At 67.3% G+C, this 23125-nt stretch carries 22 protein-coding genes and 1 pseudogene; 7 read left to right on the forward strand and 16 right to left on the reverse strand.

What is annotated here, in order from left to right; genetic code table 11:
- Positions 1 to 4 precede the first annotated feature (4 nt).
- From ABCR83_RS05980 to ABCR83_RS05995, 4 genes and pseudogenes are all read right to left on the reverse strand, one after another.
- Entirely contained in the window at positions 5 to 241 is a 237-nt protein-coding gene (locus ABCR83_RS05980; RefSeq protein WP_462693736.1) for a helix-turn-helix domain-containing protein, read from the reverse strand.
- 14 nt (positions 242 to 255) lie between these two features.
- Positions 256 to 450 carry a helix-turn-helix domain-containing protein gene (locus tag ABCR83_RS05985; RefSeq protein ID WP_462693737.1) on the reverse strand — a complete coding sequence of 65 codons (195 nt, stop codon included), beginning with the start codon at positions 448 to 450 and terminating at the stop codon, positions 256 to 258.
- Positions 441 to 593 carry a hypothetical protein gene (locus ABCR83_RS05990; RefSeq protein ID WP_462693738.1) on the reverse strand — a complete coding sequence of 51 codons (153 nt, stop codon included), beginning with the start codon at positions 591 to 593 and terminating at the stop codon, positions 441 to 443. Before ABCR83_RS05990 ends, ABCR83_RS05985 begins: the two co-directional genes overlap by 10 nt.
- Positions 590 to 754 (reverse strand): annotated as a pseudogene (locus ABCR83_RS05995) (type II toxin-antitoxin system RelE/ParE family toxin); the annotation flags it as partial. The gene ABCR83_RS05990 and the pseudogene ABCR83_RS05995, both read right to left, overlap by 4 nt.
- Before the next feature lie 215 nt (positions 755 to 969).
- Here ABCR83_RS05995 and ABCR83_RS06000 point away from each other — a divergent pair.
- Positions 970 to 1125, forward strand: a complete 156-nt coding sequence (locus ABCR83_RS06000; RefSeq protein ID WP_462693739.1) for a hypothetical protein — start codon at positions 970 to 972, stop codon at positions 1123 to 1125.
- A 426-nt stretch (positions 1126 to 1551) separates the two neighbouring features.
- Here the strand turns inward: ABCR83_RS06000 and ABCR83_RS06005 are convergent, their stop codons facing one another.
- From ABCR83_RS06005 to ychF, 6 genes are all read right to left on the reverse strand, one after another.
- On the reverse strand, positions 1552 to 2580 hold the full coding sequence (locus ABCR83_RS06005) for a hypothetical protein (RefSeq protein ID WP_462693740.1): 1029 nt from the start codon (positions 2578 to 2580) through the stop codon (positions 1552 to 1554).
- Complete coding sequence (locus ABCR83_RS06010) at positions 2577 to 3857, reverse strand: CHAT domain-containing protein (RefSeq protein ID WP_462693741.1); 1281 nt, start codon at positions 3855 to 3857, stop codon at positions 2577 to 2579. Before ABCR83_RS06010 ends, ABCR83_RS06005 begins: the two co-directional genes overlap by 4 nt.
- Positions 3858 to 3860: 3 nt before the next feature.
- Positions 3861 to 7448, reverse strand: a complete 3588-nt coding sequence (locus tag ABCR83_RS06015; protein ID WP_462693742.1) for a type I restriction endonuclease subunit R — start codon at positions 7446 to 7448, stop codon at positions 3861 to 3863.
- Positions 7448 to 8641 (reverse strand): restriction endonuclease subunit S, encoded by a 1194-nt coding sequence (locus ABCR83_RS06020; RefSeq protein ID WP_462693743.1) that lies wholly within the window; start codon positions 8639 to 8641, stop codon positions 7448 to 7450. Before ABCR83_RS06020 ends, ABCR83_RS06015 begins: the two co-directional genes overlap by 1 nt.
- Before the next feature lie 11 nt (positions 8642 to 8652).
- Positions 8653 to 10398, reverse strand: a complete 1746-nt coding sequence (locus tag ABCR83_RS06025) for an N-6 DNA methylase (protein ID WP_462693744.1) — start codon at positions 10396 to 10398, stop codon at positions 8653 to 8655.
- Between the two features lie 291 nt (positions 10399 to 10689).
- Positions 10690 to 11778: a redox-regulated ATPase YchF gene (ychF, locus tag ABCR83_RS06030; RefSeq protein ID WP_462693745.1), complete on the reverse strand. Its 1089-nt coding sequence runs from the start codon at positions 11776 to 11778 to the stop codon at positions 10690 to 10692.
- Between the two features lie 159 nt (positions 11779 to 11937).
- Here ychF and ABCR83_RS06035 point away from each other — a divergent pair, with 159 nt between their 5' ends.
- Positions 11938 to 12540, forward strand: a complete 603-nt coding sequence (locus tag ABCR83_RS06035) for a DUF6542 domain-containing protein (RefSeq protein ID WP_462693746.1) — start codon at positions 11938 to 11940, stop codon at positions 12538 to 12540.
- Here ABCR83_RS06035 and ppgK read toward each other — a convergent pair.
- Both ppgK and ABCR83_RS06045 read right to left on the reverse strand, forming a co-directional pair.
- Positions 12449 to 13198, reverse strand: a complete 750-nt coding sequence (ppgK, locus tag ABCR83_RS06040; RefSeq protein ID WP_462693747.1) for a polyphosphate--glucose phosphotransferase — start codon at positions 13196 to 13198, stop codon at positions 12449 to 12451. The genes ABCR83_RS06035 and ppgK overlap by 92 nt on opposite strands.
- A gap of 30 nt (positions 13199 to 13228) precedes the next feature.
- Positions 13229 to 14239 (reverse strand): 4-hydroxy-3-methylbut-2-enyl diphosphate reductase, encoded by a 1011-nt coding sequence (locus ABCR83_RS06045; RefSeq protein ID WP_462693748.1) that lies wholly within the window; start codon positions 14237 to 14239, stop codon positions 13229 to 13231.
- Positions 14240 to 14356: 117 nt separating this feature from the next.
- Between ABCR83_RS06045 and xseA the strand changes: the two genes are divergently transcribed.
- The 3 genes from xseA to ABCR83_RS06060 all read left to right on the forward strand — a co-directional run bounded on the left by xseA (position 14357) and on the right by ABCR83_RS06060 (position 16550).
- On the forward strand, positions 14357 to 15577 hold the full coding sequence (gene xseA / locus ABCR83_RS06050) for an exodeoxyribonuclease VII large subunit (RefSeq protein WP_462693749.1): 1221 nt from the start codon (positions 14357 to 14359) through the stop codon (positions 15575 to 15577).
- A 9-nt stretch (positions 15578 to 15586) separates the two neighbouring features.
- Complete coding sequence (locus tag ABCR83_RS06055) at positions 15587 to 15844, forward strand: exodeoxyribonuclease VII small subunit (RefSeq protein WP_462693750.1); 258 nt, start codon at positions 15587 to 15589, stop codon at positions 15842 to 15844.
- Between the two features lie 115 nt (positions 15845 to 15959).
- Positions 15960 to 16550 carry a malonic semialdehyde reductase gene (locus ABCR83_RS06060; RefSeq protein ID WP_462693751.1) on the forward strand — a complete coding sequence of 197 codons (591 nt, stop codon included), beginning with the start codon at positions 15960 to 15962 and terminating at the stop codon, positions 16548 to 16550.
- Positions 16551 to 16563: 13 nt separating this feature from the next.
- Here ABCR83_RS06060 and ABCR83_RS06065 read toward each other — a convergent pair whose 3' ends face one another.
- Positions 16564 to 17130, reverse strand: coding sequence for a DUF4245 domain-containing protein (locus tag ABCR83_RS06065; protein WP_462693752.1), 567 nt, complete (start codon positions 17128 to 17130; stop codon positions 16564 to 16566).
- Between the two features lie 202 nt (positions 17131 to 17332).
- Between ABCR83_RS06065 and glpX the strand changes: the two genes are divergently transcribed.
- Positions 17333 to 18364 carry a class II fructose-bisphosphatase gene (gene glpX, locus ABCR83_RS06070; protein WP_462693753.1) on the forward strand — a complete coding sequence of 344 codons (1032 nt, stop codon included), beginning with the start codon at positions 17333 to 17335 and terminating at the stop codon, positions 18362 to 18364.
- Positions 18365 to 18434: 70 nt separating this feature from the next.
- Here glpX and ABCR83_RS06075 read toward each other — a convergent pair whose 3' ends face one another.
- Together ABCR83_RS06075 and ABCR83_RS06080 are read right to left on the reverse strand one after the other, a co-directional pair.
- On the reverse strand, positions 18435 to 18791 hold the full coding sequence (locus tag ABCR83_RS06075; protein WP_462693754.1) for a WhiB family transcriptional regulator: 357 nt from the start codon (positions 18789 to 18791) through the stop codon (positions 18435 to 18437).
- Positions 18792 to 18968: 177 nt separating this feature from the next.
- The gene (locus ABCR83_RS06080) at positions 18969 to 19634 is read right to left on the reverse strand and encodes a DUF1707 SHOCT-like domain-containing protein (protein WP_462693755.1); all 666 of its coding nucleotides are present in this window, start codon (positions 19632 to 19634) and stop codon (positions 18969 to 18971) included.
- 157 nt (positions 19635 to 19791) lie between these two features.
- On the opposite strand from ABCR83_RS06080, the gene ABCR83_RS06085 reads away from it, so the two are divergent.
- Positions 19792 to 21474 carry a fumarate hydratase gene (locus ABCR83_RS06085; protein WP_462693756.1) on the forward strand — a complete coding sequence of 561 codons (1683 nt, stop codon included), beginning with the start codon at positions 19792 to 19794 and terminating at the stop codon, positions 21472 to 21474.
- Positions 21475 to 21545: 71 nt separating this feature from the next.
- On the opposite strand, the gene ABCR83_RS06090 is transcribed toward ABCR83_RS06085, so the two are convergent.
- Positions 21546 to 23111: a ricin-type beta-trefoil lectin domain protein gene (locus ABCR83_RS06090; protein ID WP_462693757.1), complete on the reverse strand. Its 1566-nt coding sequence runs from the start codon at positions 23109 to 23111 to the stop codon at positions 21546 to 21548.
- Positions 23112 to 23125 lie beyond the last annotated feature (14 nt).

Raw genomic sequence — 23125 nt, forward strand, 5'->3', positions numbered from 1 at the left:
TTCGTCAAGGGGCTTTGTCGTGCGGGGTGAGGCTGATGGTGAGGTCTGTGCCGAGGGCGTGGGCCAGGCGGCGCAGGAGAGGAAGCGTCGGCACGGTCCCGCCACCTTCGAAGCGGGAGATCTGGGGTTGCTTCATCCCACACCGCTCGGCCAGCTCCGCCTGGGACAGCCCGAGTTGGATACGTCGGGCCTGGACAAGTTGTCCGAGCTCGCGCGCGAGTGCGGAAGGTGGGTCCTGCATAACTCCTCCCCGGCTCAGGCTGCCGAGGCGGCGATCGTGACGGTGGGCTCGTCTCCGCCGGCAAGGTGCACGTCCACGGTGAGGTCCAGGGCGCGGGCCAGGCGCATGATGACCCCGATGGGCGGCAGCTCGGTGGCCGTCTCGATGCCCTCGATGTCATCGACGCTGACGTGCATGCGCTCGGCCAGGTCAGTCTCGCTCAGGCCCAACTGCTTGCGTCGGTCGTAGATGGCTTCCCCAGCGTCATGGCGAGGCCTGCCTCTTCGTAGACCCGGTCGTACTCGGGGTCAGCGTCGAGGTGTTCACCCAGCAACTGACGGTGACGACGGGTCCTCCATTTGCTGTGGTTCATCGGTTCTCCTTGAGGTTGCGGCTGTAGAGGGCGTGTTCGGCTGCGGCTTCGTGCTCGGCCTCACACAAGCGCTGTGCGGCGCGGGCGCGGTCCACTTCGGCCTCCTCGCGCATCTTCGTCTTACGGAAGACTGTCAGCAGCACGACGCGTCGGCCAGGCGCGGGCGTGGCCGCCCTGCACGGCCTGCAGGCCGCCGAAGCGGCCCGCGCGGAGTTCGCCGCCCGCTTAAAGCGGTCCTTCGGCGACACCCAGAACCTCCCGGTCGTCTCCCTCCCGGAGCGGTGAGGCCACCCTGGGCCAACTGATCAGTCAAACCCTGGAGTTCACGCCCAGTGTCTCCGCAGTTCGTCGGGTCGCCCAGCAGAACGGCCTTTGGTTGATCGCCGAGGCCGACGGCGAGCAGCAGACCACGATGCTCACTCAGCCTTCGGTGCAGGAGACCCTGACCACCATGGTGGCGAAGGCCGACGTCGGCGAGGGCGCGGAATTGTACCTGAAGGTCGGCCGGAAGGTCGCACGCGTAGAACGCTGAGAACCGGTTAGGGGAGGTGTGCGCACGCCTCCCCTAACCGGTCGGCGCAGTGTTACTCGGCCGTCTCCGCTTGAGTGGAGCGCCGAGTGAGCAAGACCGCACGCTTCAGGTTCGCGATCGCGCACTAGGGCCTACGAGCACTGTCTCGCCGACCCCGCGGCTGGGCCCAACGAACCCCGTGGGGTCATTTTGAAGGGCCCGGGAGGGTCAAGGTTCAGTGAGCGGTGCCACGGTCGGCTGCGCGAGACATCACGGCCGCGAACTGCGGCAAAAGCTCATCGATGCGCTGCGATACCCACGCCAGACATCATGCTCCCAGCCGAGACTCCCCGCGTGACACGCCGACCAGCGCGCATCACGTGATCGTCGCCAGAGCCCAATACCGTGAGCGCCGACATCTGGCGATGGGGATCTTGGACCGTCTACTCAGCGCGAGTAGTCCGCGAGGGTGAGTAGCAGGTGTGCCGACTCAGCGCGTACGTGATCGGAATGGGCACCTGCCGGATTGAGGTGGCGCCCGCGAACGTACACGCCGGAGGCGTCGATGTTGACGAAACGGTGGTCGAGCGCGGAGTGCGGATACCGCTCGTCGAGTGGCAACAGGGTTGTGGTGAACATAGGCGCGGGGGCCGGACCAATTCCGGAGTGTCCGATGCCGGGTTGCTGCTCGGCCCGCAGGTGCCAGAACCCCGTCGCCCGGTCGTGACGGGAGTAAGTGGCGACGACGGGGCCCCTCAGCGGAGCGCCGTCATGCGCCTCGCTCGGCAGGATGTTCGAAAAGAGCGAGAGGAACGCATCCCGGCTTGCGGCCATCTGGAATAGCAGCATGCTGTCGGCGGTGAACGGGCGGGATGGCGAGTGGTCTGTCACGCTCCAGCCGAGTGTGTCATCAAGGCGGGCATCTGCCGACCATTGGACCGCCTCGCACAGGAAGCGGCAGCCGAAGGAGTGCCCGACGAGGTGGAGGTACTGACCGTCTCGGTTGGCGAGCACGGGCGCTGCTCCAGGGTCGGCGCGCTCGGCGTCCAGATAGCCGAGGAGTCGGCCCAGGATGTGGGCGGCGTGGCCTCCTCCGTCGCGTGCGCCCATCGCGTGCGCCCGGTCCCGGATCCTGCGGTAGCCGGTGGGGGTGACCAGGCTGGAAGATGGCCAGCGCACGACGACACACCATGGGTCGAAGCCCTTGGCCGCTAGGGCCGGATACCGGGCCGGAGCTGTCGCACGGACGCCCTGCATCAGAGCCAACAGTCGCTCGGCGGTGCGGTAGGCGGAGTCGGGCGAGGTCTGCCAACCGTGAACATAGACGAATATGTCCGTCGCCCAGACAGGCGGGGCGAGGCGCTCCGCGAAGTAATGGTGCAGCCAGGCCTCGGGCACAGGCTCACCCGTGTCGGCGTCGAGCAGCCAGCCCGTTGCATCCAGGTCAACAACCTCCACGGTGACGACACGGCTCATGCCTCGCCTCCACTTGTCCGATCCAGACGGGCATCCATGCCGCAGTGCAGGCCGTAGGCGAAGCCCAGGGGATTTCGGTATCGGGCGGCGAAGTGCCGGGCCAACTCATGAGTGATCTGGCCAGCGGTCGCCGCCCCGCGAAGGTAGCGGGTGACGAACTCGAGCGCGTATTCGGCGGCAAACGCCTGCGGCATCGCGATTTGCGGCCCGAGCACGCCCTGCGCGCCGTGCTCGATGAGCATGCTCCCAAGGAACGCTCGGTCCGCACTCGCCGCGGAGACTCCGGTGTGGCAGGCGTTGAGTAGGACAAGCGGTCGGAAACAACCGTGCCGGTAGTTGGCCCGTAGCTCACGTACGGTGTGGCCGTCGATGGGGGCGCCGTCGGTGAGCTTGATGACCAGGGTCGGGGGTTCGGGAGGGTTGCCCACGAACTCTCCGTGGCACCAGAAGTACATCAACTGCTCGTCCAGCTCGGGCTTCTCCAGATCGCGGACGAGTTCCTCATAGGTCGTTCGTACGGTGTACTCCGTGCCCGCCGCCAGTGCCTTCGCGACTTCATCCGCACGGGTGGCGCTGCCCACGTGGACGTCGTGGTTCAGGCTGACCGAGGGCCGTTCGTGGGCTGCTCCGGGCGGCCCGATCCACGCGTAGGCATCACTGGTGTGCTCGATCTGATGCCGATGGCCGAGGAAGCGAGTGAAAAGAACCTCCAAGGTTGCAGGCACGGTGGAATCCTCGGTTGTGCACAGCAATGGCCAGGGCAGATGTAGTTCGGAGTCGAACCGTACCCGCAGCCCCTCCTGGGACAGGGCCGAACGCAGGGAGTTGCGGAATATTTTGGTCGGTTCGTCGTCACCGCGCAGCAGAGTGCTGAACAACAGTGATTCCCCGCTTCGAGCCAGATCGGCCACTATCCGGCGCAGCTCCTCCTCAGGTTCGGCACTGAGGTCCGCGGACGTTGCGTACGGGCGCCGTCGACCCTGTACAGAGCGACCCAGGTCGTCGACCGGCTGGAAGTCAACGAACTGTGTTTTCCATCGGGCACGGAGCCGGGCCGCTGCCCCATGGACCTCATCGGGCGTGGCATGCAAGTCAACCTTATGTTCGGTGCCGTGGAGTGCCGGAACGGCCGATCCTGACATCCGCGCCCTGATCCGGCCTCCGCCGAGGACGTCGAAGCTGACGAGGAGATCGGGAGCCTGCGTCGTCAGGTGCGGCAGGAAGCGGAAGCCGTCGCTGGGGTCCTGAACAATGCGGGTGGTCAATTCACGGGGCATCGGTCAGGCCCTCCCCGTGCGTGGCCGCAGCTGTCTATTCCCCGACCTACTGGGCTTCGTCTCCGTGAAGGACAGGTCGGACTCCACCTGCTGCAAGACGGTGCCTGTGTCGTGATGTACCAGGGTGAACCGGATCCGGTGTGTGCCGGGCTCCAGGGCCGTGAAGCGGAACTGCTCGGATTCGGCGTCTTCGGGGTGGTACATCATCGTGGCGGGTGCAACCTCCGCGCTGCTCAACGGCACTGCCACGATGTCCAGCGGGGGCCGCTCCCCCGGGCGGGCCCATGGATGCTGGGGCTCAGCAATCAGCTTCAGTGTCACGTGTACTGGAGTCCCCACAGTGGGGTTGTCGTCCAAGAGCGTCAGATGCGCGCGGCAGCGTGGCGGTGCCGAAAGCGCCGGAGGTGCCACGTCAATATCAACCACGCTGCCGGCGACTGCATAGGGGACGACTGCATGGGAGGCGACCGCTGCTTCGTAGAAGGCATCCGCGAGGGCAACGATGATCGAGTTGATCGCTGGCCCGTCGGTGAAGAAGTAGTCGGCCATCGTGTTGTGGGCGTCTTGGTTTTCTGCGACTGCCTCCGTGACGGCGGCTTGGAAGTCCTGCGATTCCAGGAACTGCTTCTTAGAGTTCACCTTGGTTTGCTGGACCAGGTTCGGGTCGGCGAGCAGCAGTTGCAAGAGGCCCTGTACGAACTCCCTGATCTGGGAAGCAGCGAACGTTTCGGCGCCGAAGAGGTCGTTCATCTTGTCTATGACGACCTGAAGTGCGACGTACTTCGGATCCTTCTTCGCTCCCGTACCGGCGGCGCTGATGCCCTTCAGCTGCCCGTCGCCCACGAGTGAGATGTTGACCGGGATCGCCTTGTTGTGCTTGACCCCGACCAACACCACGTCGGAGAGGTCTACGTCGGCCGCCCAAGCGGACTCGGCAATCACCTTCTCCAGCAGGCGCAGGAAGATCGAGAGCATCTCCATGTAGGGATCGCCGTAGTCGACGATCTGTGACATGAAGTCGTAGAGCCGTACGTAGGTGGAGACATCCTTTCGGAACAGGTCGAGCTCCTGAAGCTTTACCTGGTCTTCCTCCTCGATCGCCCGCGCGTAGCGGCGCCGGAAGTCGTGCTGCGCCGGGCTGATCGCCGCCGAGAGAGCGTTGTTGCCCTTCCGTGTCACCCACAATTCGGCGACCTTGCGGACGTCGTCCTCGGTGTAGATCCCGGTCTGGGCAAGCTTGTTGGCCAGATGGACGACGACATACGGGTCGGTCTCGGTCTCCAGAGTCGCGTTCTTGAAGTACGGCTCGAAGGCCGTCTTGATGTCCTCGGGCTTGTTGGCGAAGTCGATGACGAACGTCTTACGCTTCTGCTCCCCACCAGCGGTCCGGTGGGTACGGTTGAGACGCGAGAGCGTCTGCACTGCGGTGACCCCCGACAGCTTCTTGTCGACGTACATCGCCGAGAGCAAGGGCTGGTCGAAGCCGGTCTGGAACTTGTTGGCGACCAGCATGATCTTGTACGTGTCACCCTTGAAGGCGGCTGCCAGATCAGCCCCGGCACCGGGGTTCATGTTGGCTTCGGTGAACTCGTCGTCCTTCGACGGTTGCGGACCCCAGTCGCTGTGCCAGGTCTCGTCCTCGGGCATCGTCACCCCGCCCGAAAAGGCGACCAAAGTGCGGTAGTTGTATGAGGCGTCTTCGGCGCGGCGCTTGGCGATGTAGGCATCTATCGCCAGCTTGTACTTCACCGCGGACTTGCGCGAGTCGGTCACCACCATCGCCTTCGCCTTGCCTTCGAGGAGGTAGGCGACGTTGGCGTGGAAGTGCTCGACGACGATCTGCACCTTCTGGCTGACGTTCGTCGGGTGGAGCTGAACCCACCTCATCAGCCCCTTGCGGGCGGCGGCCTCCTCGACCTCTCCCCCATCACCGCTCTCGGCCCTGCCGGCGATCTTCAGCGCGGTGTCGTAGGACTGATAGCCCTTGAGCACGTCGAGGATGTAGCCCTCCTCGATCGCCTGCTTCATCGAGTACAGGTGGAACTCGCGCGGCTTCCCGTCGGGCCCCTTGCGGCCGAACAGTTCGAGGGTCTTGTTCTTCGGCGTCGCGGTGAAGGCGAAGTAGGAGATGTTCTCCGACTCGGCACGCTCGGCCATCTCCGATGCCAGCACCGACTCCACATCGACCTCGCCGCCCTCCTCGATCTCCTTGAGCTCCTCGGCCGTCAGTACCTGCTTCAGCTTCGAGGAGATCTGCCCCGACTGGGAGGAGTGCGCCTCATCAGCGATCACGGCGAATCGCTTGCCTTTCAGGCCGGCGTCGGTCCGGATCTCTTCCAGCGCATGCGGGAAGGTCTGCACCGTCACAGCGATGATGAGCTCGCCGTTCTTCAGCGCCTGCGCCAGCAGACCCGACTTCGACTTCGCGCCGGCCTTGCGGACGTCCTCAGGGCTGATCGTCGCGACAATCTTCTTGTTCCCGTCGATCTGCCGGATCGCATCCTGCAGCTGGGAGTCGAGCACGGTACGGTCCACGACCACGATGACGGAGTCGAAGACCTTCTTGTCGTCGGCATCATGCAGTCGGGCCAGCCCGTGGGCGGTCCAGGCGATGGTGTTCGTCTTTCCTGACCCGGCCGAGTGCTCGATCAAGTACCGGTGCCCGACACCCTCCTCCTTCACTGCGGCGACGATGCTCGTGACGGCTTCCCACTGGTGGAAGCGCGGGAAGAGCATGCTCGTACGCCGCACCGAGGCGCCGGTGGTGACGTCCCACTCCTCCTTGGTCTGCACGATCATCAGCCGCCCGATGACGTTCAGCCAAGCGTGCTTCTCCCAGACGCGTTCCCATAGGTACGCCGTCGCCGACCCGCCGTCCGCGCCAGGCGGGTTGCCGGCACCACTGTCGAAGCCGATGTTGAACGGAAGGAAGTGGGTCTTGTCCCCCTCCAGCTTCGTGGTCATGGCCGCTAGGCCGTTGGAGACCGCGAAGTGCACCAGCGCCCGGTGACCGAACGACAGCAGCGGCTCAGGGCGCCCGTTCGTCAGTGGGTTGCGGTCGTGTTTGTACTGGTTGATCGCCTCATCCAGCGACTGGGTGAAGTCGGTCTTCAGCTCCACCGTGGCCACAGGGAGCCCGTTGACGAAGAACACCAGGTCGATGGTGCGCTGGTCGGCAGTCGAGAAGTGCACCTGTCGCACCACCCGCACCCGCATCGACTCGTAGTGCGACACGGTGGTCGCGTTGAGAGAGGTTTCGGGGCGGAATTGCGCCATCTTCAACCGACCGCCACCGATGTACTGAACCCCGTTGCGCAGGATGTTCAGCGTCCCGCCGCCGTGCTCTAGCGGCTTGTCCAACGCCGCGGTCAGCACGTCAAGGAACTTCGCCTGCGACCCCGCCGCCTTCAGTGCCTTCTCGTAGGCCAGCTTCTGCGTCGCCTCCAGCCACGCAAACAGATCCGCCGGGAACAGCGCCCGCTCGCGGTCGTACTCGCCGCCGTCGTGGTCGTTCACCGAGTACAGCCAGCCGCGGGCCTCAAGATACTCACAGATCTCCTTCTCGAAGACCGCCTCGTTATGGTCAGCCATCAAGCTGCCTTCCGTACGTCGACCTGCCCGGTCACGGCCGCTGTGATCAACGCCGACCGTCGCTCTCTGGAGAGCTCGATGAACCGCTCGGTTTCCTCGATGAGCGTGTCGATCTTCGCGGTTTGCTCGTCCAGTAGAACAGCAATTCGCCGCTGTTCATCAAGCGAAGGGATCGGCACAGGGAGGGCGCGAATGGCAGACACGTTGATTCGTCGGAACGTACTCCCGATCATGGCGCTCTCAATCGCATGTTTGACCTCGGACCCGATCAGCGCGTAGCGCAAGAACGATGAATCCATGTCCGTGCTTCGACGCAGGAGGACAGTCTCCTGCCCAACCGCGAACGCAGGCAGGTCCGGAGTCACAACTGAAACCAATCCAACGGAGACGTTTCGAATGAAGAGCAAATCGCCCGGGTGGGGCGCCCGCCCCGAAGCCCGGAGGTGATCGAAGAACTCTGCTGTCGTGTAGTTGCATTCCGAGAGATCTACCGTGGCTCCCTGACACTCTCGGATGCTCGCCACCGGATAGCGGTGATCGTCGTCGACGAACTCGGCGGTCACATGGGCACAATCGATGACGTCGACGACTCTGCGGAGTTGAGTCCGCGTAGATGTCGCGTCTAGCACGGCATGCGAGATCGCGGCCGCACGGCGATCGCGGAGCATCTTAATCAGCTGCTGCTGCTCTTCGATGAGGGTGTCAATGCGGGCCGTCTCGTGGTCGAGGTAGTCGGCGAAGGCTCGCTGCTCGCCCGGCGAAGGCAGGGAGACCTCAATCGTCTTCATCTCGTTCCAGTACAGGCGCCATTGGGAGGGTCGGATCCCCGTGGAACGAAGGGCGTATTGGTCGATCAGGCCACGCGAGCGGAGCAGGCTATGGACGAAGCGGCCGTCAAGTCCGGGAGCAATCGGCCGAAGCACCTCGTAGTCAGGGCTGACGATGCCCTCGTATTCAGAGATTCCGAGCGAGCCTTGCCAAGCCTTCATTCGGTTCACTACCAGGTCGCCAGGTCGCACGAGTTGATAGTTGCTCAGATTCTCGGGTGTGCGATTGAAGTTGTCGGTACGACTATCCTTCGGGATCACGCCGTGGTCACGGTATACGCTGAGGACCATAGCGTCCTCGTGACCACGATCGGAAATCGGCTGGAAGAGCCATCCGAGACGCACCGTCGTCCACTTCTCGGGCATGCCACTCGTACTCACTTCTCGACCTCCCGCAGCAGATCGAGGATCTTGGCGACCTGCTTCTCTAGGTCGGCGTCGATCTCCGCGAGGGGGCGAGGCGGAACGTACTTGTAGAAGTGCCGCGTGACGGGGATCTCGTACCCCGTCTTGGTCTTGGCCCAGTCGATCCAGGCGTCGGGAACGTGCGGCTTCACCTCCGCATCGAAGTACGCCTGGATAACTTCGCGCTCCGCTGCCGCGCCGGCGGTCGAATCGCCATAAGTGAAGGGCACGTTCTCGGTGTCACGCTTCTTCGAATCGGGCTTCGGGTCACCCTTGCGGTTGACGACAGGCCTCCCGCTTTCATCCAGCAGGGGGCGCTCGACGGTGACCGTCCAGTAGCCGAACTCGTCGTTGCGCAGCACCTTGGAGAGCTCAGGATCGGCGTCCTCGAAGTCGTCGTACAGCCGCACGACCTTGGCGCGGTCGGCGTCGCTGATCTCGCGTCCCTTGGCACCGAGGTTCTTGCGCATCTTGGTCCAGAACGGCGTGCCGTCGATCAGTTGCACCTTGCCCTGGCGGTCGGGGTGCTTGGTGTTGTCCAGGATCCAGATGTAGGTGGCGATGCCGGTGTTGAAGAACATGTTGGTCGGCAGGGCGACGATCGCCTCGACAAGGTCGTTCTCCAGCAGCCACCGGCGGATGTTGGAAGGGCCGGATTCAGCAGCGCCGTTGAAAAGCGGAGAGCCGTTCATGACGATGCCGACGCGGCCGCCACCATCCTCGGGCGCGCGCATCTTGTGGGCCAGATGGAGCAGGAAGAGCATCTGCCCGTCGGATGTCGCGGGGAGGCCCGGCGCGAAGCGGCCGTAGGGGCCAGCGGAGTCGCGCTCCTCCTTGACCGCCTTGGCGTACTGCTTCCAGTCCACACCGTAGGGCGGGTTGGACATGCAGTAGTCGAACTGGCGGCCCTTGAAGGCGTCGTCGGTGAGCGTGTTACCGAAGGCGATGTTGGTCGCGTCGTGGCCCTTGGCAAGCAGGTCGGACTTGCAGATGGCGTACGACTGCGGGTTGTACTCCTGGCCGTACAGGCCCAGCTTCGCGTTGGGGTTCCCTGCGAGCAGGTGCTCCTCTGCCAGGGAAAGCATGCCGCCGGTGCCAGCGGTGGGGTCGTACAGCGTTCGGATGATGCCGCCCTCGGTGAGGTCGACGTCCTTCTCCGCGAAGAGCAGGTCGACCAGCAGCCGGATCGCATCGCGCGGCGTGTAGTGGTCGCCGGAGGTCTCGTTCGCTGCCTCGTTGAACTTGCGGATGATGTATTCGAAGGCGTCGCCCATGTCGGAGTTCGACACCACATCAGGGTGGAGGTCGACCTTGCCGAAGGACTTGACGATCTCGCGTAGGAGCCCGGCCTTCTCCAGAGCCAGGATCTCCTTCTTGAAGTCGAAGTACTCGAACACGTCCACATCGCTGGAGAACCGGTCGATGTAGTCGGCAAGATTGTCCGCCAGCCCGTCCGCGTCGGCTAGCAGGTTCGCGAACGAGTAGTTGGAGGTGTTGTAGAAGGTCCGCCCTGTGGCCTTCTTGACCTCGACCTTGAGCCGGTTCGGATTCTCGAACTTCGCTGCTAGCTCTCGCACCGTCGCCTGATCGGGCTCAAGGATGCAGTCAAGTCGCCGCAGGATCGTGAACGGGAGAACCACTGTCCCGTACTGGTTGGGGCGATAGGGGCCCCGAAGTTGGTCAGCGATAGACCAGATGAAGCTACCGAGCGCGCTCACAAGTTCCTCACGAGAATCGTCTAGCAGTGCCGATCACTTTGCCAGAGCCAGCAGTCGCCGTCCCACGGTTCGGCCACTCACACCAGAGCAGAACCCAGCACCGGCACCGCATCCACGTCCCAGCACAATCCCAGCACGGTACGGATGACCAGGGATGACGACAGGTGACGAGGGGTCAGCTATCCCAGCACCATCCCAGCACGGGAAAAAACTAAGGGCCCGACCCTGAAGAGTCGGACCCCACCTGACCTGCATGTTTGCCAAATCAGTGACGTGGTGATACGTCATCCGCTAAACATTGAACCGGAACTCCACCACGTCCCCGTCGGCCATCACATAGTCCTTGCCCTCCATGCGCGCCTTGCCGGCCGCGCGGGCCTCGGCCACCGAGCCCGTGGCGACCAGGTCGGCGAAGGAGATGACCTCGGCCTTGATAAAGCCCTTCTGGAAGTCGGTGTGGATCACGCCGGCCGCCTCGGGGGCCGTGGCGCCCTTCTTGATGGTCCAGGCCCGGGACTCCTTGGGACCGGCCGTCAGATAGGTCTGCAGGCCCAGAGTGTCGAAGCCGACCCGGGCCAGGGTGGCCAGGCCGGGCTCCTCCTGGCCGACGGACTGGAGGAGTTCGAGGGCCTCCTCGTCGTCCAGCTCGGCGAGGTCGGCCTCCAGCTTGGCGTTGAGGAAGATCGCCTCGGCGGGGGCGACCAGGGCACGCTGCTCGTTCTTGAACGCCTCGTCGGACAGCTCCTCCTCGTCCACGTTGAAGACGTAGAGGAAGGGCTTGGTGGTGAGCAGGTGCAGGTCGTGCAGCGGCTCGGCCTTCTCGGTGCCCTGCACGATGCCGGCCGAGAAGAGGGTGTTGCCCTCCTCCAGGATCGCCTTGGCCTCCTCGACGGCCTTGACCTTGGCCGTCTTGTCCTTCTGGATACGGGATTCCTTCACCAGCCGCGGCAGGACCTTCTCGATGGTCTGCAGATCGGCGAGGATCAGCTCGGTGTTGATGGTCTCGATGTCGTTCTTGGGCGAGACCTTGCCGTCGACATGGACGACGTTCTCGTCCTTGAAGGCGCGGATGACCTGGCAGATCGCATCGGACTCACGGATGTTGGCGAGGAACTTGTTGCCCAGGCCCTCGCCCTCGGAGGCGCCGCGCACAATGCCCGCGATGTCGACGAAGTCCACCGTGGCCGGAAGGATCTTCTGCGAACCGAAGATCTCCGCGAGCCTGGTCAGCCGGGCGTCGGGGACGCCCACCACACCGACATTGGGCTCGATGGTGGCGAACGGGTAGTTGGCCGCCAGCACGTCGTTCTTGGTCAGGGCGTTGAACAGCGTCGACTTGCCGACGTTGGGCAGACCGACGATTCCGATCGTGAGCGACACGTGACGACTTCCTGTTGGGGATCCGTGGCCCAAGGCCGGGCCGGTCGTCCAGTCTACGGGGCTCCCCCATGCCCCCAGCGCGTACGGGATGCCCCCAAGGTGGCGCAACCCGCGTGTCCAACGCCGGATTCTTCCCACTTGTCCGCCTAATTTGGTCGGGTGGAGCAACGCAGCACACGTATCACTCAGCACAGAATCCGCCGTACGTCCCCGGTGCCCCGCCCGGCCGTCCCCGTGGGGCAGGACTCGGGCGGGACGGTCTACCGGGCGGGGTCGGGGCGCACCCCACCGCCGCTGCTGCGCGCGCTGCGGCGGCTGCCCGCGGCCCGGCTGACCGGACTCGGCAGCGGTCTGCTCACCACGGCGGCGATGCTCGCGGTCGGGTGGCTGAACTCGGCGCTCCTGGGTGGCTCACCCGGGGTCTATGGGGTCTTCTTCCTGCTCGCCTCGGTGGCCTGCGCCCTGTGGGTGCGCCCGGCCGAGCTGGTCACCGCGCCGGTGAGCGTGCCCATCGCCTTCGCTGTGGGAGCGGTGCCCGTCGACGACGGGGCGGAAGGTTTCGGCGGCCGGCTGATGGCGCTGGTCGGCTTTCTGTCCCTGCAGGCCGGGTGGCTGTACGCGGGCACGCTGCTGGCCGCGCTGATCGCCCTGGTCCGCCGGATGGTGTGGCTCAGACGGCGGAAGTCGGCACGGACGCGGCCATCGCGGCCCCCACGATCCCCGCGTTGTTCTCCAGCTGAGCGGGCACGACCTCGGCGTTGATGTCCTCGATCAGCGGCAGGAACTTGTCCGCCTTGCGGCTGACGCCGCCGCCGATGACGAACAGCTCGGGCGAGAACAGGTACTCCACATGCGCCAGGTACCGCTGCACCCGGCGGGACCAGCGGTGCCAGCTCAGATCGCCCTCCTCCTTGGCCCGGGTGGAGGCGCGCTTCTCCGCGTCGTGACCGTTCAGTTCCAGATGGCCCAGCTCGGTGTTGGGAACGAGCTTGCCGCCGGTGAAGACCGCGCTGCCGATGCCCGTACCAAAGGTCAGCACGATGACCGTGCCCATCCGGCCGCGCCCGGCGCCATAGGCCATCTCGGCGAGCCCGGCGGCGTCCGCGTCATTGAGCAGCGTCACCGGCGCGCCGAGCCGACTGCCCAGCAGCCGCGCGGCGTCCCGGCCCACCCAGCCCTTGTCGACATTGGCGGCCGTACGGACCGTGCCGTCGACCACCACGCCCGGGAAGGTGACCCCGATCGGGCCCGACCAGCCGAAGTGACCGGCGACCTCCTGGACACAGCCGGCGACCGCGTCCGGGGTCGACGGCTGCGGGGTGAGGACCTTGAAGCGTTCTGCCGCCACCTCACCGCGCCCCAGATCGACCGGTGCCCCCTTGATGCCCGATCCGCCGATGTCCACGCCGAATACGTCCATGCGCTCCACGCTACGGGCGGACGGCGGCCGTCACCCCTCGGCGGCGGCCGGGGAACCGGAAACGGCGGCGGCCGCCTCGGCCCGCAGGTCGCGGCGCAGCTCCTTGGGGAGGGAGAAGGTGATGGACTCCTCGGCGGCCGTGACCACCTGCACATCCTCGAAGCCGCGCCCGGCGAGCCACTCCAGGACGCCCTGGACGAGGATCTCCGGCACCGAGGCGCCGGAGGTGACACCGACCGTGCTCACACCCTCGAGCCAGGCCTCGTCGATCTCCTCGGCGTAGTCGACCAGGTGGGCGTCGCGGGCGCCGGCGCCCAGCGCCACCTCGACCAGGCGGACGGAGTTGGAGGAGTTCCTGGAGCCGACGACGATGACCAGCTCGGCCTCGGCGCCCATCTGCTTGACGGCGGTCTGCCGGTTCTGGGTGGCGTAGCAGATGTCGTCGCTGGGCGGGGAAAGGAGATTGGGGAAGCGGCCCTTGAGGGCGTCGACCGTCTCCATGGTCTCGTCGACCGAGAGGGTGGTCTGGGAGAGCCAGACGACCTTGTCCGGGTCGCGGACCTCGACATTGGCCACATCGGCGGGGCCGTCGACGAGCTGGATGTGCTCGGGGGCCTCGCCGCTGGTGCCGACGACCTCTTCGTGGCCCTCGTGGCCGATGAGGAGGATGTCGTAATCCTCGCGGGCGAAGCGGACGGCCTCCTTGTGGACCTTGGTGACCAGCGGGCAGGTCGCGTCGATGGTGGCGAGGCGGCCGCGCTGGGCCTCCTGGTGGACGACCGGGGCGACGCCGTGCGCCGAGAAGATGACGATATTGCCCTCGGGTACCTCCGCCGTCTCGTCGACGAAGATCGCGCCCTTCTTCTCCAGGGTCTTGACCACGTATTTGTTGTGGACGATCTCATGGCGCACATAGACGGGCGCGCCGTACTGCTCCAGGGCCTTCTCGACGGCGATCACGGCGCGGTCCACGCCCGCGCAGTAGCCACGGGGGGCGGCGAGCAGGACCTTGCGGGGCGGCGAGGCAGTCATGCGGTCCATCGTACGGGCCCGCACCGACAGCGGGCGGACGGGAGCCGGGAGACGTATGGACAGCCGTGGAGCGAGCGCCCCGGCGGTGCCGCCGGGATTGTCGGAGGCCGCCGCTACGCTCGCTCCATGGCTGTCAATACGTCTCCCGAGGCACCGATCCCGGTCGGCCAGGTGTCCCGGCTGATCGGGGGCTGGATCGACCGGCTGGGCGCGGTATGGGTCGAGGGGCAGATCACCCAGCTGTCCCGGCGGCCCGGCGCGGGCGTGGTGTTCCTGACGCTGCGCGACCCCTCACAGGACGTCTCGCTCTCGGTCACCTGCTATCGCGCCGTCTTCGACCAGGTCGCGGATGTGGTCGCGGAGGGCGCGCGGGTGGTCGTGCACGCCAAGCCCGAGTGGTACGCGCCGCGCGGTTCGCTGTCGCTGCGCGCGGCCGAGATCCGGCCGGTGGGCGTCGGCGAGCTGCTGGCGCGGCTGGAGCAGTTGAAGAAGTCCCTTGCCGCGGAAGGGCTGTTCGCCGACGGGCGCAAGCGGCCGCTGCCGTTCCTCCCCCAGCTGATCGGGCTGGTCTGCGGGCGCGCCTCCGCCGCCGAGCGCGATGTGCTGGAGAACGCCCGGCACCGCTGGCCCGCCGTCCGCTTCGAGGTGCGCAATGTCCCCGTGCAGGGGGTGCACGCGGTGCCGCGGGTGATCGAGGCGGTCCAGGAGCTGGATGCGCTGGCCGGGGTGGATGTGATCATCGTGGCGCGGGGCGGCGGCAGTGTGGAGGATCTGCTGCCGTTCTCCGACGAGCGGCTGATCCGGGCCGTGGCCGCCGCCGGCACGCCGGTGGTGTCGGCGATCGGGCATGAGCCGGACAGCCCGTTGCTCGACCTGGTCGCCGATCTGCGCGCCTCGACGCCGACGGACGCGGCGAAGCGAGTGGTGCCGGATGTGGGCGAGGAGCTGACACGCATACGTCACCTGGGCGACCGCGCCCTGCGCTGCATCACCGCGCTGCTGGACCGCGAGGAGCGCGGGCTCGCGGCCGCGCTGGCCCGCCCGGCCATACAGCGCCCGCACCGCATGGTCGAGGAGCGGGAGGAGCAGGTCGCCGCGCTCGTCGGCCGGGGCCGACGCACGCTCGGGCACCTGCTGGACCGGGCCGACTCCGAGCTGGCCCACACCCATGCCCGCGTGGTGGCGCTGTCCCCGGCGGCGACGCTGCGGCGCGGCTATGCCGTGCTCCAGCACGCCGACGGTTCGGTGGTGCGCACGCCCGACGAGGTGGCGGCCGGCGAAGAGCTGCGGGCCCGGGTGGCGGAGGGCGAGTTCGCGGTGCTGCCGGTCCGTACGGCGCGGTCCTAGGCTGTCCGCATGGCGAATAAGGGTGCGACAACCGATGACACCGAGCTCAGTGCGCTCGGCTATGAGCAGGCGCGGGACGAACTGATCGAGGTGGTGCGCCAGCTGGAGACGGGCGGCCAGACGCTGGAGGACTCGCTGGCCCTGTGGGAGCGGGGCGAGGCGCTGGCGAGGGTCTGCCGCCACTGGCTCGAGGGGGCCCGGGCCCGGCTGGACGCGGCCCTGGCCGAGCCGGAGGAGGACGGCGCCGAGACCCCGGAGGCGGAGTGAGGAGGGTCTCACCGGACCCAGATTTACTTGAAAGTTAATACATTTGGGTTTTAGGGTGGCCCGGCCGGATCCCCTTGATCCGTGCCCTCCCCCAAGCCCCGAGAAGGGTCCCCCCGTGACTTTCGCCCTTGATTCCGCCGCCCTGGACCTGCTCTTCGGTGAGGCCCACACGGCCTATACCTTCGCCGAGGAGCCCGTCTCCGACGAGCAGATCCAGGCGGTATACGACCTGATCAAGCTCGCCCCCACCGCTTACAACCAGTCGCCCATGCGCATCATCCTGGTCCGCTCCGCCGAGGCCCGTGAGCGCCTGGTCTCCCACATGTCCGACGGCAACAAGGAGCGGACCGGCAAGGCACCGCTGACCGCGATCATCGCCACCGACAACGAGTTCCACCAGGAACTGCCGGTCCTCTTCCCGCAGTTCCCGCAGGCCAAGGACGTCGTCTTCGCCGAGCGTCCGGTCCGCGAGCGGTCCGCGCAGCTCAACGGCGCCCTCCAGGCCGCCTACTTCATCCTCGGCATCCGCGCCGCGGGCCTGGCCGCCGGCCCGATGAACGGCTTCGACGCCACGGGCATCCAGAAGGAATTCCTGGACGACAACCACACCCCGCTGATGGTCATCAACATCGGCAGGCCGGGCGAGGACGCCTTCCGTCCCCGCTCCCCGCGGCTGCCCCACGACCGGGTCATCACGGTCATCTGACCCTCTGCCGCGCTCAGCGGCCGGGGGCGGGGGCCTTCGCCTTCTCGGCCTTGAGCGCGGCGGCCAGCTGGGTCAGCCGCTCATGCGACGCCGTCCCGGCGACCACTGTGGTCACTCCGCGCTCCTGGCGCACCAGGGCGTTGTACGTGGGCCCCTCATAGCGCTGCCAGACGACATCGCCCACCCGCTGGGTGCCGCCGGCCTTCTCCGCGTGCTGACTGGAGTCGTCGATGAAGTCACCCGCCGGGCCGTCGCTCTGCTCCACGGCGGCGTACTGGGTGTCCGGGTCGAGGAAGCCCAGGTGCCACACCTTGCCCTGCTTCTCGGTCACCCGGTACGAGACCGAGGTCGCTCGCCAGCCTTCGCCCAGCCCCTCGGGCGCCGCCACCGGATACGGGGCCGCCCGCCGGGCCGAGGCCAACTCCACTTGGTAGCCGACCGTCTTGACCGGGTTCACCCCGCTGTTGCCGTGCGGGATGAAGTAGTAGGCGCTGCCCGCCACGGGGATCACCACCGCCAACGACAGCACCATGTTCCGGACCGTCTGCTTCTTACCGTTCCTGCCTGCCACGCCACCCATCGTCCCTCATGCCCCGGCCGCCATCGACGCCGGTGGGTCCCCGGCGCGCCCCGGACGGCATCGGGCCTTGACGCTGCTCATGCGTAGGGGCCCCTGCTCATTCTCGCAATCAGCGGATAAAGTCATGAGTACCCTCACCCTCCCGACCCGCAGCGGAAGGGAGACCACACGGCCAACAGCCGTCCAGAAAGGTTGCGCCCCGATGACCGATCATCACCTGCCGTCCCAGCTCGAAGTCAGCCCGGAGGCGCCCGACCGCAACCTCGCCCTCGAACTGGTCCGCGTCACCGAGGCGGGCGCCATGGCCTCGGGCCGCTGGGTGGGCCGCGGTGACAAGAACGGCGCCGACGGCGCGGCCGTCAAGGCCATGCGCGCGCTGATCCACACCGTTTCGATGAATGGCGTCGTGGTCATCGGCGAGGGCGAGAAGGACAACGCGCCCATGCTCTACAACGGCGAGCGGGTGGGCGACGGAACGGGCCCCGAGTGCGACGTCGCCGTGGACCCGGTGGACGGCACCACACTGACCGCCAAGGGCATGGCCAACGCCGTCTCGGTGATGGCCGTCGCCGATCGCGGCAGCATGTTCGACCCGTCCGCCGTCTTCTACATGGACAAGCTGGTCACCGGCCCCGAGGCCGCCGACTTCGTGGACATCGACGCACCGGTGGGCGTCAACGTTCGCCGCGTCGCAAAGGCGAAGCGTTCCTCCTGTGAGGATGTGACGGTCGTCGTCCTGGACCGCCCCCGCCACGAGGGCATCGTCAAGGAGATCCGCGAGGCGGGCGCCCGCATCAAGTTCATCTCCGACGGCGACGTGGCCGGCGCAATCATGGCCGTCCGCGAGGGCACCGGCGTGGACCTGCTGCTCGGCGTCGGCGGCACGCCCGAGGGCATCATCACGGCCTGCGCCATCAAGTGCCTGGGCGGCACCATCCAGACCAAGCTGTGGCCCCGGGACGACGAGGAGCGGCAGCGGGCGCTGGACGCGGGCCACGACCTGGACCGGGTGCTGTTCACCAACGACCTGGTCAGCGGCGAGAACGTGTTCTTCGTCGCCACCGGCATCACCGACGGCGAGCTGCTGCGCGGCGTGCGCTACCGCGCGGAGACCGCGACCACCCAGTCACTGGTGATGCGCTCCAAGTCCGGCACCATCCGGCAGATCGACTCCACGCACCGGCTGTCCAAGCTGCGCGCCTACAGCACCATCGACTTCGAGCGCCCCAGCTGACGCACACATCCATGGGCCGGGCCCCGCCGGGAAGTTGGCGGGGCCCGGCCCATGGATGCACCCGTCGGTCTCAACCCGCGGCGGCGACCCGCGTGGCGCGCTGCAGCTCCGCCTCGCGCCGCCTGCGGCGCGCCAGCACCACCCGGCGCTCGGCGGCGGTCAGCCCGCCCCACACCCCGTACGGCTCCGGCTGGAGCAGGGCGTGCTCGCGGCACTCGACCATCACGGGGCAACGCGCGCAGACCCGCTTGGCGGCCTCCTCGCGGGACAGCCGAGCGGCCGTCGGTTCCTTCGATGGTGCGAAGAAGAGCCCGGCTTCATCCCGGCGGCACACCGCCTCCGAATGCCAGGGGCCGGCCTGATCCCGCGGGGAAATCCGCGGAGACGGTACGGCGGCTTCCTGCAGGGGCTGATGCGGTAGCAGCACGGTCTACTCCTGACGACGGCTTTGCTTGGCCGATTTGAGTCACCATTTGCCCGTCTCACCCTGCACGGCCATTCGCACCCGCAGCCGTACGAGAGACGATGCACCAAGCTTTACCCGCTGTGCGCGCTCTTATTCACACCGTTGCCATGACCGGAGCCCCACCGGTCATCCCCCGCCTCAGCCCTCCGCCCGGAGGTCCTTGACTCGCTTGCCACGCTTGGACTTTGCCGAGACGCCGCCGAAAATCGCGAAGCCCGTGATCACGATGACCGGGGCCCGGGGATCCGGCGCATCCCGGGTCTCCACATCAAAGCCGCCGAAAATGCCGGTGCCGGTGGACCGCACGGCGACATTCTCCGGGAGCTTGATCTCCATGCCGCCGAACAGACAGAAGGCGTTGATGACGATGCGCTGCTGCTGGAAGCTCGCCTCGGTCAGATCGAGCTCCACCCCGCCGCACACCGCGACCACGTTGGTCCGGGCCCGCACCCGCCAGCGGCCCTTGCGGACCGAGCCGCCGAAGATGGCCAGCAGGTTGTCCGGCTCATGCTCCGCCGGGCTCGCGGAACCCGCGAGGGACGACGCGGGCTCGGCAGCCGGCTGACGGCCGGCGGGCAGATCGCGCACCAGCGGCTCCAGCTCGGCCACGGTCCTCGCCGAATAGACGCCCTCGATGCGCTCGGCGTGCTCACCCGCGGTCAGCCGCCCCTCGGCCAGCGCCTCGCGCAGGATGTCCGCGATCCGGTCGCGGTCCGCGTCGGAGGCGCGCAGCGCCGGCTCGGCGGGCACGGTCTTGGTCAGGGGCACCTTGGCGACTGGCTTGTCGAGCGAAGACTCATCCACGGGCACAGGGTAGCCAATCGCGATAGATCGCGATACCCCCGAGGACGACTGAGCCTTACCTCACAGACCGGCCCCCGCACGCGCCGCCTAGTCTGGTGGGCGCTGCTGTCGAGGAAGCCAGCACCGTCAACCGCAGAGTGAGTGAGGAATCGCCGCGATGTCTGCCCAGCCAGCCCGGTCTGAGTTCGCGTATACGGATCTGTTGCCCCTGGGCTCGGACACCACGCCGTACCGCCTGGTCACCGCCGAGGGCGTGACCACCTTCGAGGCGGACGGCCGCACCTTCCTCAAGGTCGAGCCCGAGGCGCTGCGCAAGCTGGCCGAAGAGGCGATCCACGACATCCAGCACTACCTCCGCCCCGCGCACCTCGCCCAGCTGCGGAAGATCGTCGACGACCCCGAGGCCTCCGCCAACGACAAGTTCGTCGCCCTCGACCTGCTCAAGAACGCCAACATCGCGGCGGCGGGCGTGCTGCCGATGTGCCAGGACACCGGCACCGCGATCGTGATGGGCAAGCGCGGCCAGCAGGTGCTGACCGAGGGCGGGGACGAAGCGGCGCTCTCCCGCGGCGTCTTCGACGCCTACACCAAGCTCAACCTGCGCTACTCCCAGATGGCGCCGCTGACCATGTGGGAGGAGAAGAACACCGGCTCCAACCTGCCCGCGCAGATCGAGCTGTACGCGACCGACGGCGGCGCCTACAAGTTCCTCTTCATGGCCAAGGGCGGTGGCTCGGCCAACAAGTCCTTCCTCTACCAGGAGACCAAGGCGGTCCTCAACGAGACCGCCATGATGAAGTTCCTGGAGGAGAAGATCCGTTCACTGGGCACCGCCGCGTGCCCGCCCTACCACCTGGCGATCGTGGTCGGCGGCACCTCCGCCGAGTACGCGCTGAAGACCGCCAAGTACGCCTCCGCGCACTACCTGGACGAGCTGCCCGGGACCGGCTCCCCGCTCGGACACGGCTTCCGGGACAAGGAGCTGGAGGAGAAGGTCTTCGAGCTGACCCAGCGGATCGGCATCGGCGCACAGTTCGGCGGCAAGTACTTCTGCCACGATGTGCGCGTGGTCCGGCTGCCGCGGCACGGTGCGTCCTGCCCGGTGGCCATCGCGGTGTCGTGCTCGGCCGACCGCCAGGCGGTCGCGAAGATCACCGCCGAAGGCGTCTTCCTGGAGCAGCTGGAGACCGACCCGGCGCGCTTCCTGCCGGAGACCACGGACGAGCACCTCGGCGACGACGAGGTGGTGCGCATCGACCTCAACCGGCCCATGGACGAGATCCTCGCCGAGCTCACCAAGTACCCGGTCAAGACCCGGCTTTCGCTGACCGGCCCGCTGGTCGTCGCCCGTGACATCGCCCATGCGAAGATCAAGGAACGGCTGGACGCGGGCGAGGAGATGCCGCAGTACCTCAAGGACCACCCGGTCTACTACGCGGGCCCCGCGAAGACCCCGGAGGGCTACGCCTCCGGCTCCTTCGGCCCCACCACGGCGGGCCGGATGGACTCCTATGTCGAGCAGTTCCAGGCGGCCGGCGGCTCCAGGGTGATGCTGGCCAAGGGCAACCGGAGCAAGCAGGTCACCGACGCGTGCGGCGCGCACGGCGGCTTCTACCTCGGCTCGATCGGCGGCCCGGCGGCCCGGCTGGCCCAGGACTGCATCAAGAAGGTCGAGGTCGTCGAGTACGAGGAGCTCGGCATGGAGGCGGTCTGGAAGATCGAGGTCGAGGACTTCCCGGCGTTCATCGTGGTGGACGACAAGGGCAATGACTTCTTCACCGACCCGGCGCCGGAGCCCACGTTCACCAGCATTCCGGTGCGGGGGCCCGGGTTGGGGTGATCTTTCGCTCTTTCACCAGCCCCGCCTCCAAGCGCCGGGCGGGCCGAATCGGTCCGTCCGGCGCTTGAGGACTAGACAAAGCGCTGGGACGCCAGGCCGTCGCCGCACTTCTGCAGCCGCACCGGGTCCTTGGCCGCCGCCAGCGTCAGGCACAGCTGTGGGGCCGCCACCGGGCGGATCGTTCCGCCGGTCCGGGTGAACTGCTGGTTGTCGCCGCCGTGGCACTTCCACAGCACCACCGCCGCGCCCGCCGAGTACCTGCCCTCGGGCACGTCCAGGCAGCGGCTGTGGGTCAGCTCGGTGTGGACGGACTTCCGCCCGGAGTCGTACCACCAGCCCTGGTTGCGGTTGCCGGTGCAGTCCCAGCCGCCCACCTCGGTGCCATTGCCGGACTCCGAGCCATAGGCGTCCACACAGCTGCCGGTCGCCGCGTTCTTCAGCGGCCGGTAGGCGTCGTCCCAGGACCCCGGGTACAGCTCGGGCTTCCCGGCGCCCGCCGGGTCCGCGCAGCCGGCCTCGCGACGGCCGGAGGCGTACAGCTGGCTGAGGCAGGATGCAAAGGCGCCATGGCCGCGGGCGTTGGGGTGGAAGGACTGGCGGACCGAATTGGCGTCCGGCGGGAAGGGGTTGGAGAGGTCGACCCAGAGCCCGCGCGCCCAGGTGTTCTCCATGCACACCTCATGGCCGTGGAAGAGGCGGGAGTTGTCGAGGAAGGTCGCGCCCGTGTCCTCGGCCGCCTTGCGCATGCCGCGTTCAAAGGCGGGCACGGCGGCATTGCGCCCCCAGCCCGCGTCGGAGGTGTAACCGACACAGCCGCCCGGGAGCTTGCCCGGATAGTCGGGGTTGTCCTCGATATCCGGACCGATGGGGCTCGGGTAGCCCATGACGACCAGCTTGTAGTCGCCGTCGGCGTAGCCCGCACCCTTCATGACCGTGCGCAGGTCCCGTACCGTCTGCTCGACCTTGGGCACCAGCCCGTTGACGCGGGCCTGCCAGCCGGGTGCGTACTTGGGCTCGCAGCGGCCCTGGAGGGTCAGATAGCGGGTGACGCAGTCGGTGATCACCGGGCCGAACTGGAGGTCGTCATTGGCGCCCGCGACCAGCAGCACCAGCTTGATCCGGGTGTTGCGGGCCTTGATGGCCAGGCTGTCGCTCTGCACCAGTTCATCGGCGTACTGCTTGCTGCCGCCGATGCGGATGTTGCCGGTGGACGCGCCGGAGCAGGCGACGTTGTAGGTCACCTCGGCGGGTATCGAGGTGCGGTGGATGGCCGCCTGGGGCGAGCGGTGGCACCAGTTGTCCGGGCCGTCGGTGCCCGGTTCATAGGTGCCCACGCCCTCACCGGCGATCTCGCTGTCGCCGAGCGAGATCAGCGCGGTCTTGCGCTGGCCGAGCGGCCGCTCGGCGGCATCGCCGTAGAGCCCGACGGATTCCGCGGCGCGGATCTTCTCGAGTTCCGGAGTGAGCGGGGCCGGGGTGAGCGCGGCCGGAGTGAGCGGGGCCGGGGTGAGCGGTTTTGAGGCGGCGGTGCGCGTTTCCGCCTGGGCCATGGTGCCGGTTGTGGCCAGTCCGCCGAAAACGGCTGCGAAAGCCGCGACGGCGGCGAGCGAACAGCGCAGGGTGGGTCTGCGTGTCATAAAGGCTCCCCGAT

The organism is Streptomyces xingningensis (genome assembly GCF_054957865.1).

Excerpts from the sequence above, each read along its gene's own strand:
- ABCR83_RS05980 (WP_462693736.1), bottom strand. The coding sequence starts at position 241 with ATGCAGGACCCACCTTCCGCACTCGCGCGCGAGCTCGGACAACTTGTC.
- ABCR83_RS05990 (WP_462693738.1), bottom strand. The coding sequence starts at position 593 with ATGAACCACAGCAAATGGAGGACCCGTCGTCACCGTCAGTTGCTGGGT.
- ABCR83_RS06005 (WP_462693740.1), bottom strand. The coding sequence starts at position 2,580 with ATGAGCCGTGTCGTCACCGTGGAGGTTGTTGACCTGGATGCAACGGGC.
- ABCR83_RS06010 (WP_462693741.1), bottom strand. The coding sequence starts at position 3,857 with ATGCCCCGTGAATTGACCACCCGCATTGTTCAGGACCCCAGCGACGGC.
- ABCR83_RS06015 (WP_462693742.1), bottom strand. The coding sequence starts at position 7,448 with ATGGCTGACCATAACGAGGCGGTCTTCGAGAAGGAGATCTGTGAGTAT.
- ABCR83_RS06020 (WP_462693743.1), bottom strand. The coding sequence starts at position 8,641 with ATGCCCGAGAAGTGGACGACGGTGCGTCTCGGATGGCTCTTCCAGCCG.
- ppgK (WP_462693747.1), bottom strand. The coding sequence starts at position 13,198 with ATGGACGTATTCGGCGTGGACATCGGCGGATCGGGCATCAAGGGGGCA.
- ABCR83_RS06045 (WP_462693748.1), bottom strand. The coding sequence starts at position 14,239 with ATGGACCGCATGACTGCCTCGCCGCCCCGCAAGGTCCTGCTCGCCGCC.
- xseA (WP_462693749.1), top strand. The coding sequence starts at position 14,357 with ATGGCTGTCAATACGTCTCCCGAGGCACCGATCCCGGTCGGCCAGGTG.
- ABCR83_RS06055 (WP_462693750.1), top strand. The coding sequence starts at position 15,587 with ATGGCGAATAAGGGTGCGACAACCGATGACACCGAGCTCAGTGCGCTC.
- ABCR83_RS06065 (WP_462693752.1), bottom strand. The coding sequence starts at position 17,130 with ATGGGTGGCGTGGCAGGCAGGAACGGTAAGAAGCAGACGGTCCGGAAC.
- glpX (WP_462693753.1), top strand. The coding sequence starts at position 17,333 with ATGACCGATCATCACCTGCCGTCCCAGCTCGAAGTCAGCCCGGAGGCG.
- ABCR83_RS06085 (WP_462693756.1), top strand. The coding sequence starts at position 19,792 with ATGTCTGCCCAGCCAGCCCGGTCTGAGTTCGCGTATACGGATCTGTTG.
- ABCR83_RS06090 (WP_462693757.1), bottom strand. The coding sequence starts at position 23,111 with ATGACACGCAGACCCACCCTGCGCTGTTCGCTCGCCGCCGTCGCGGCT.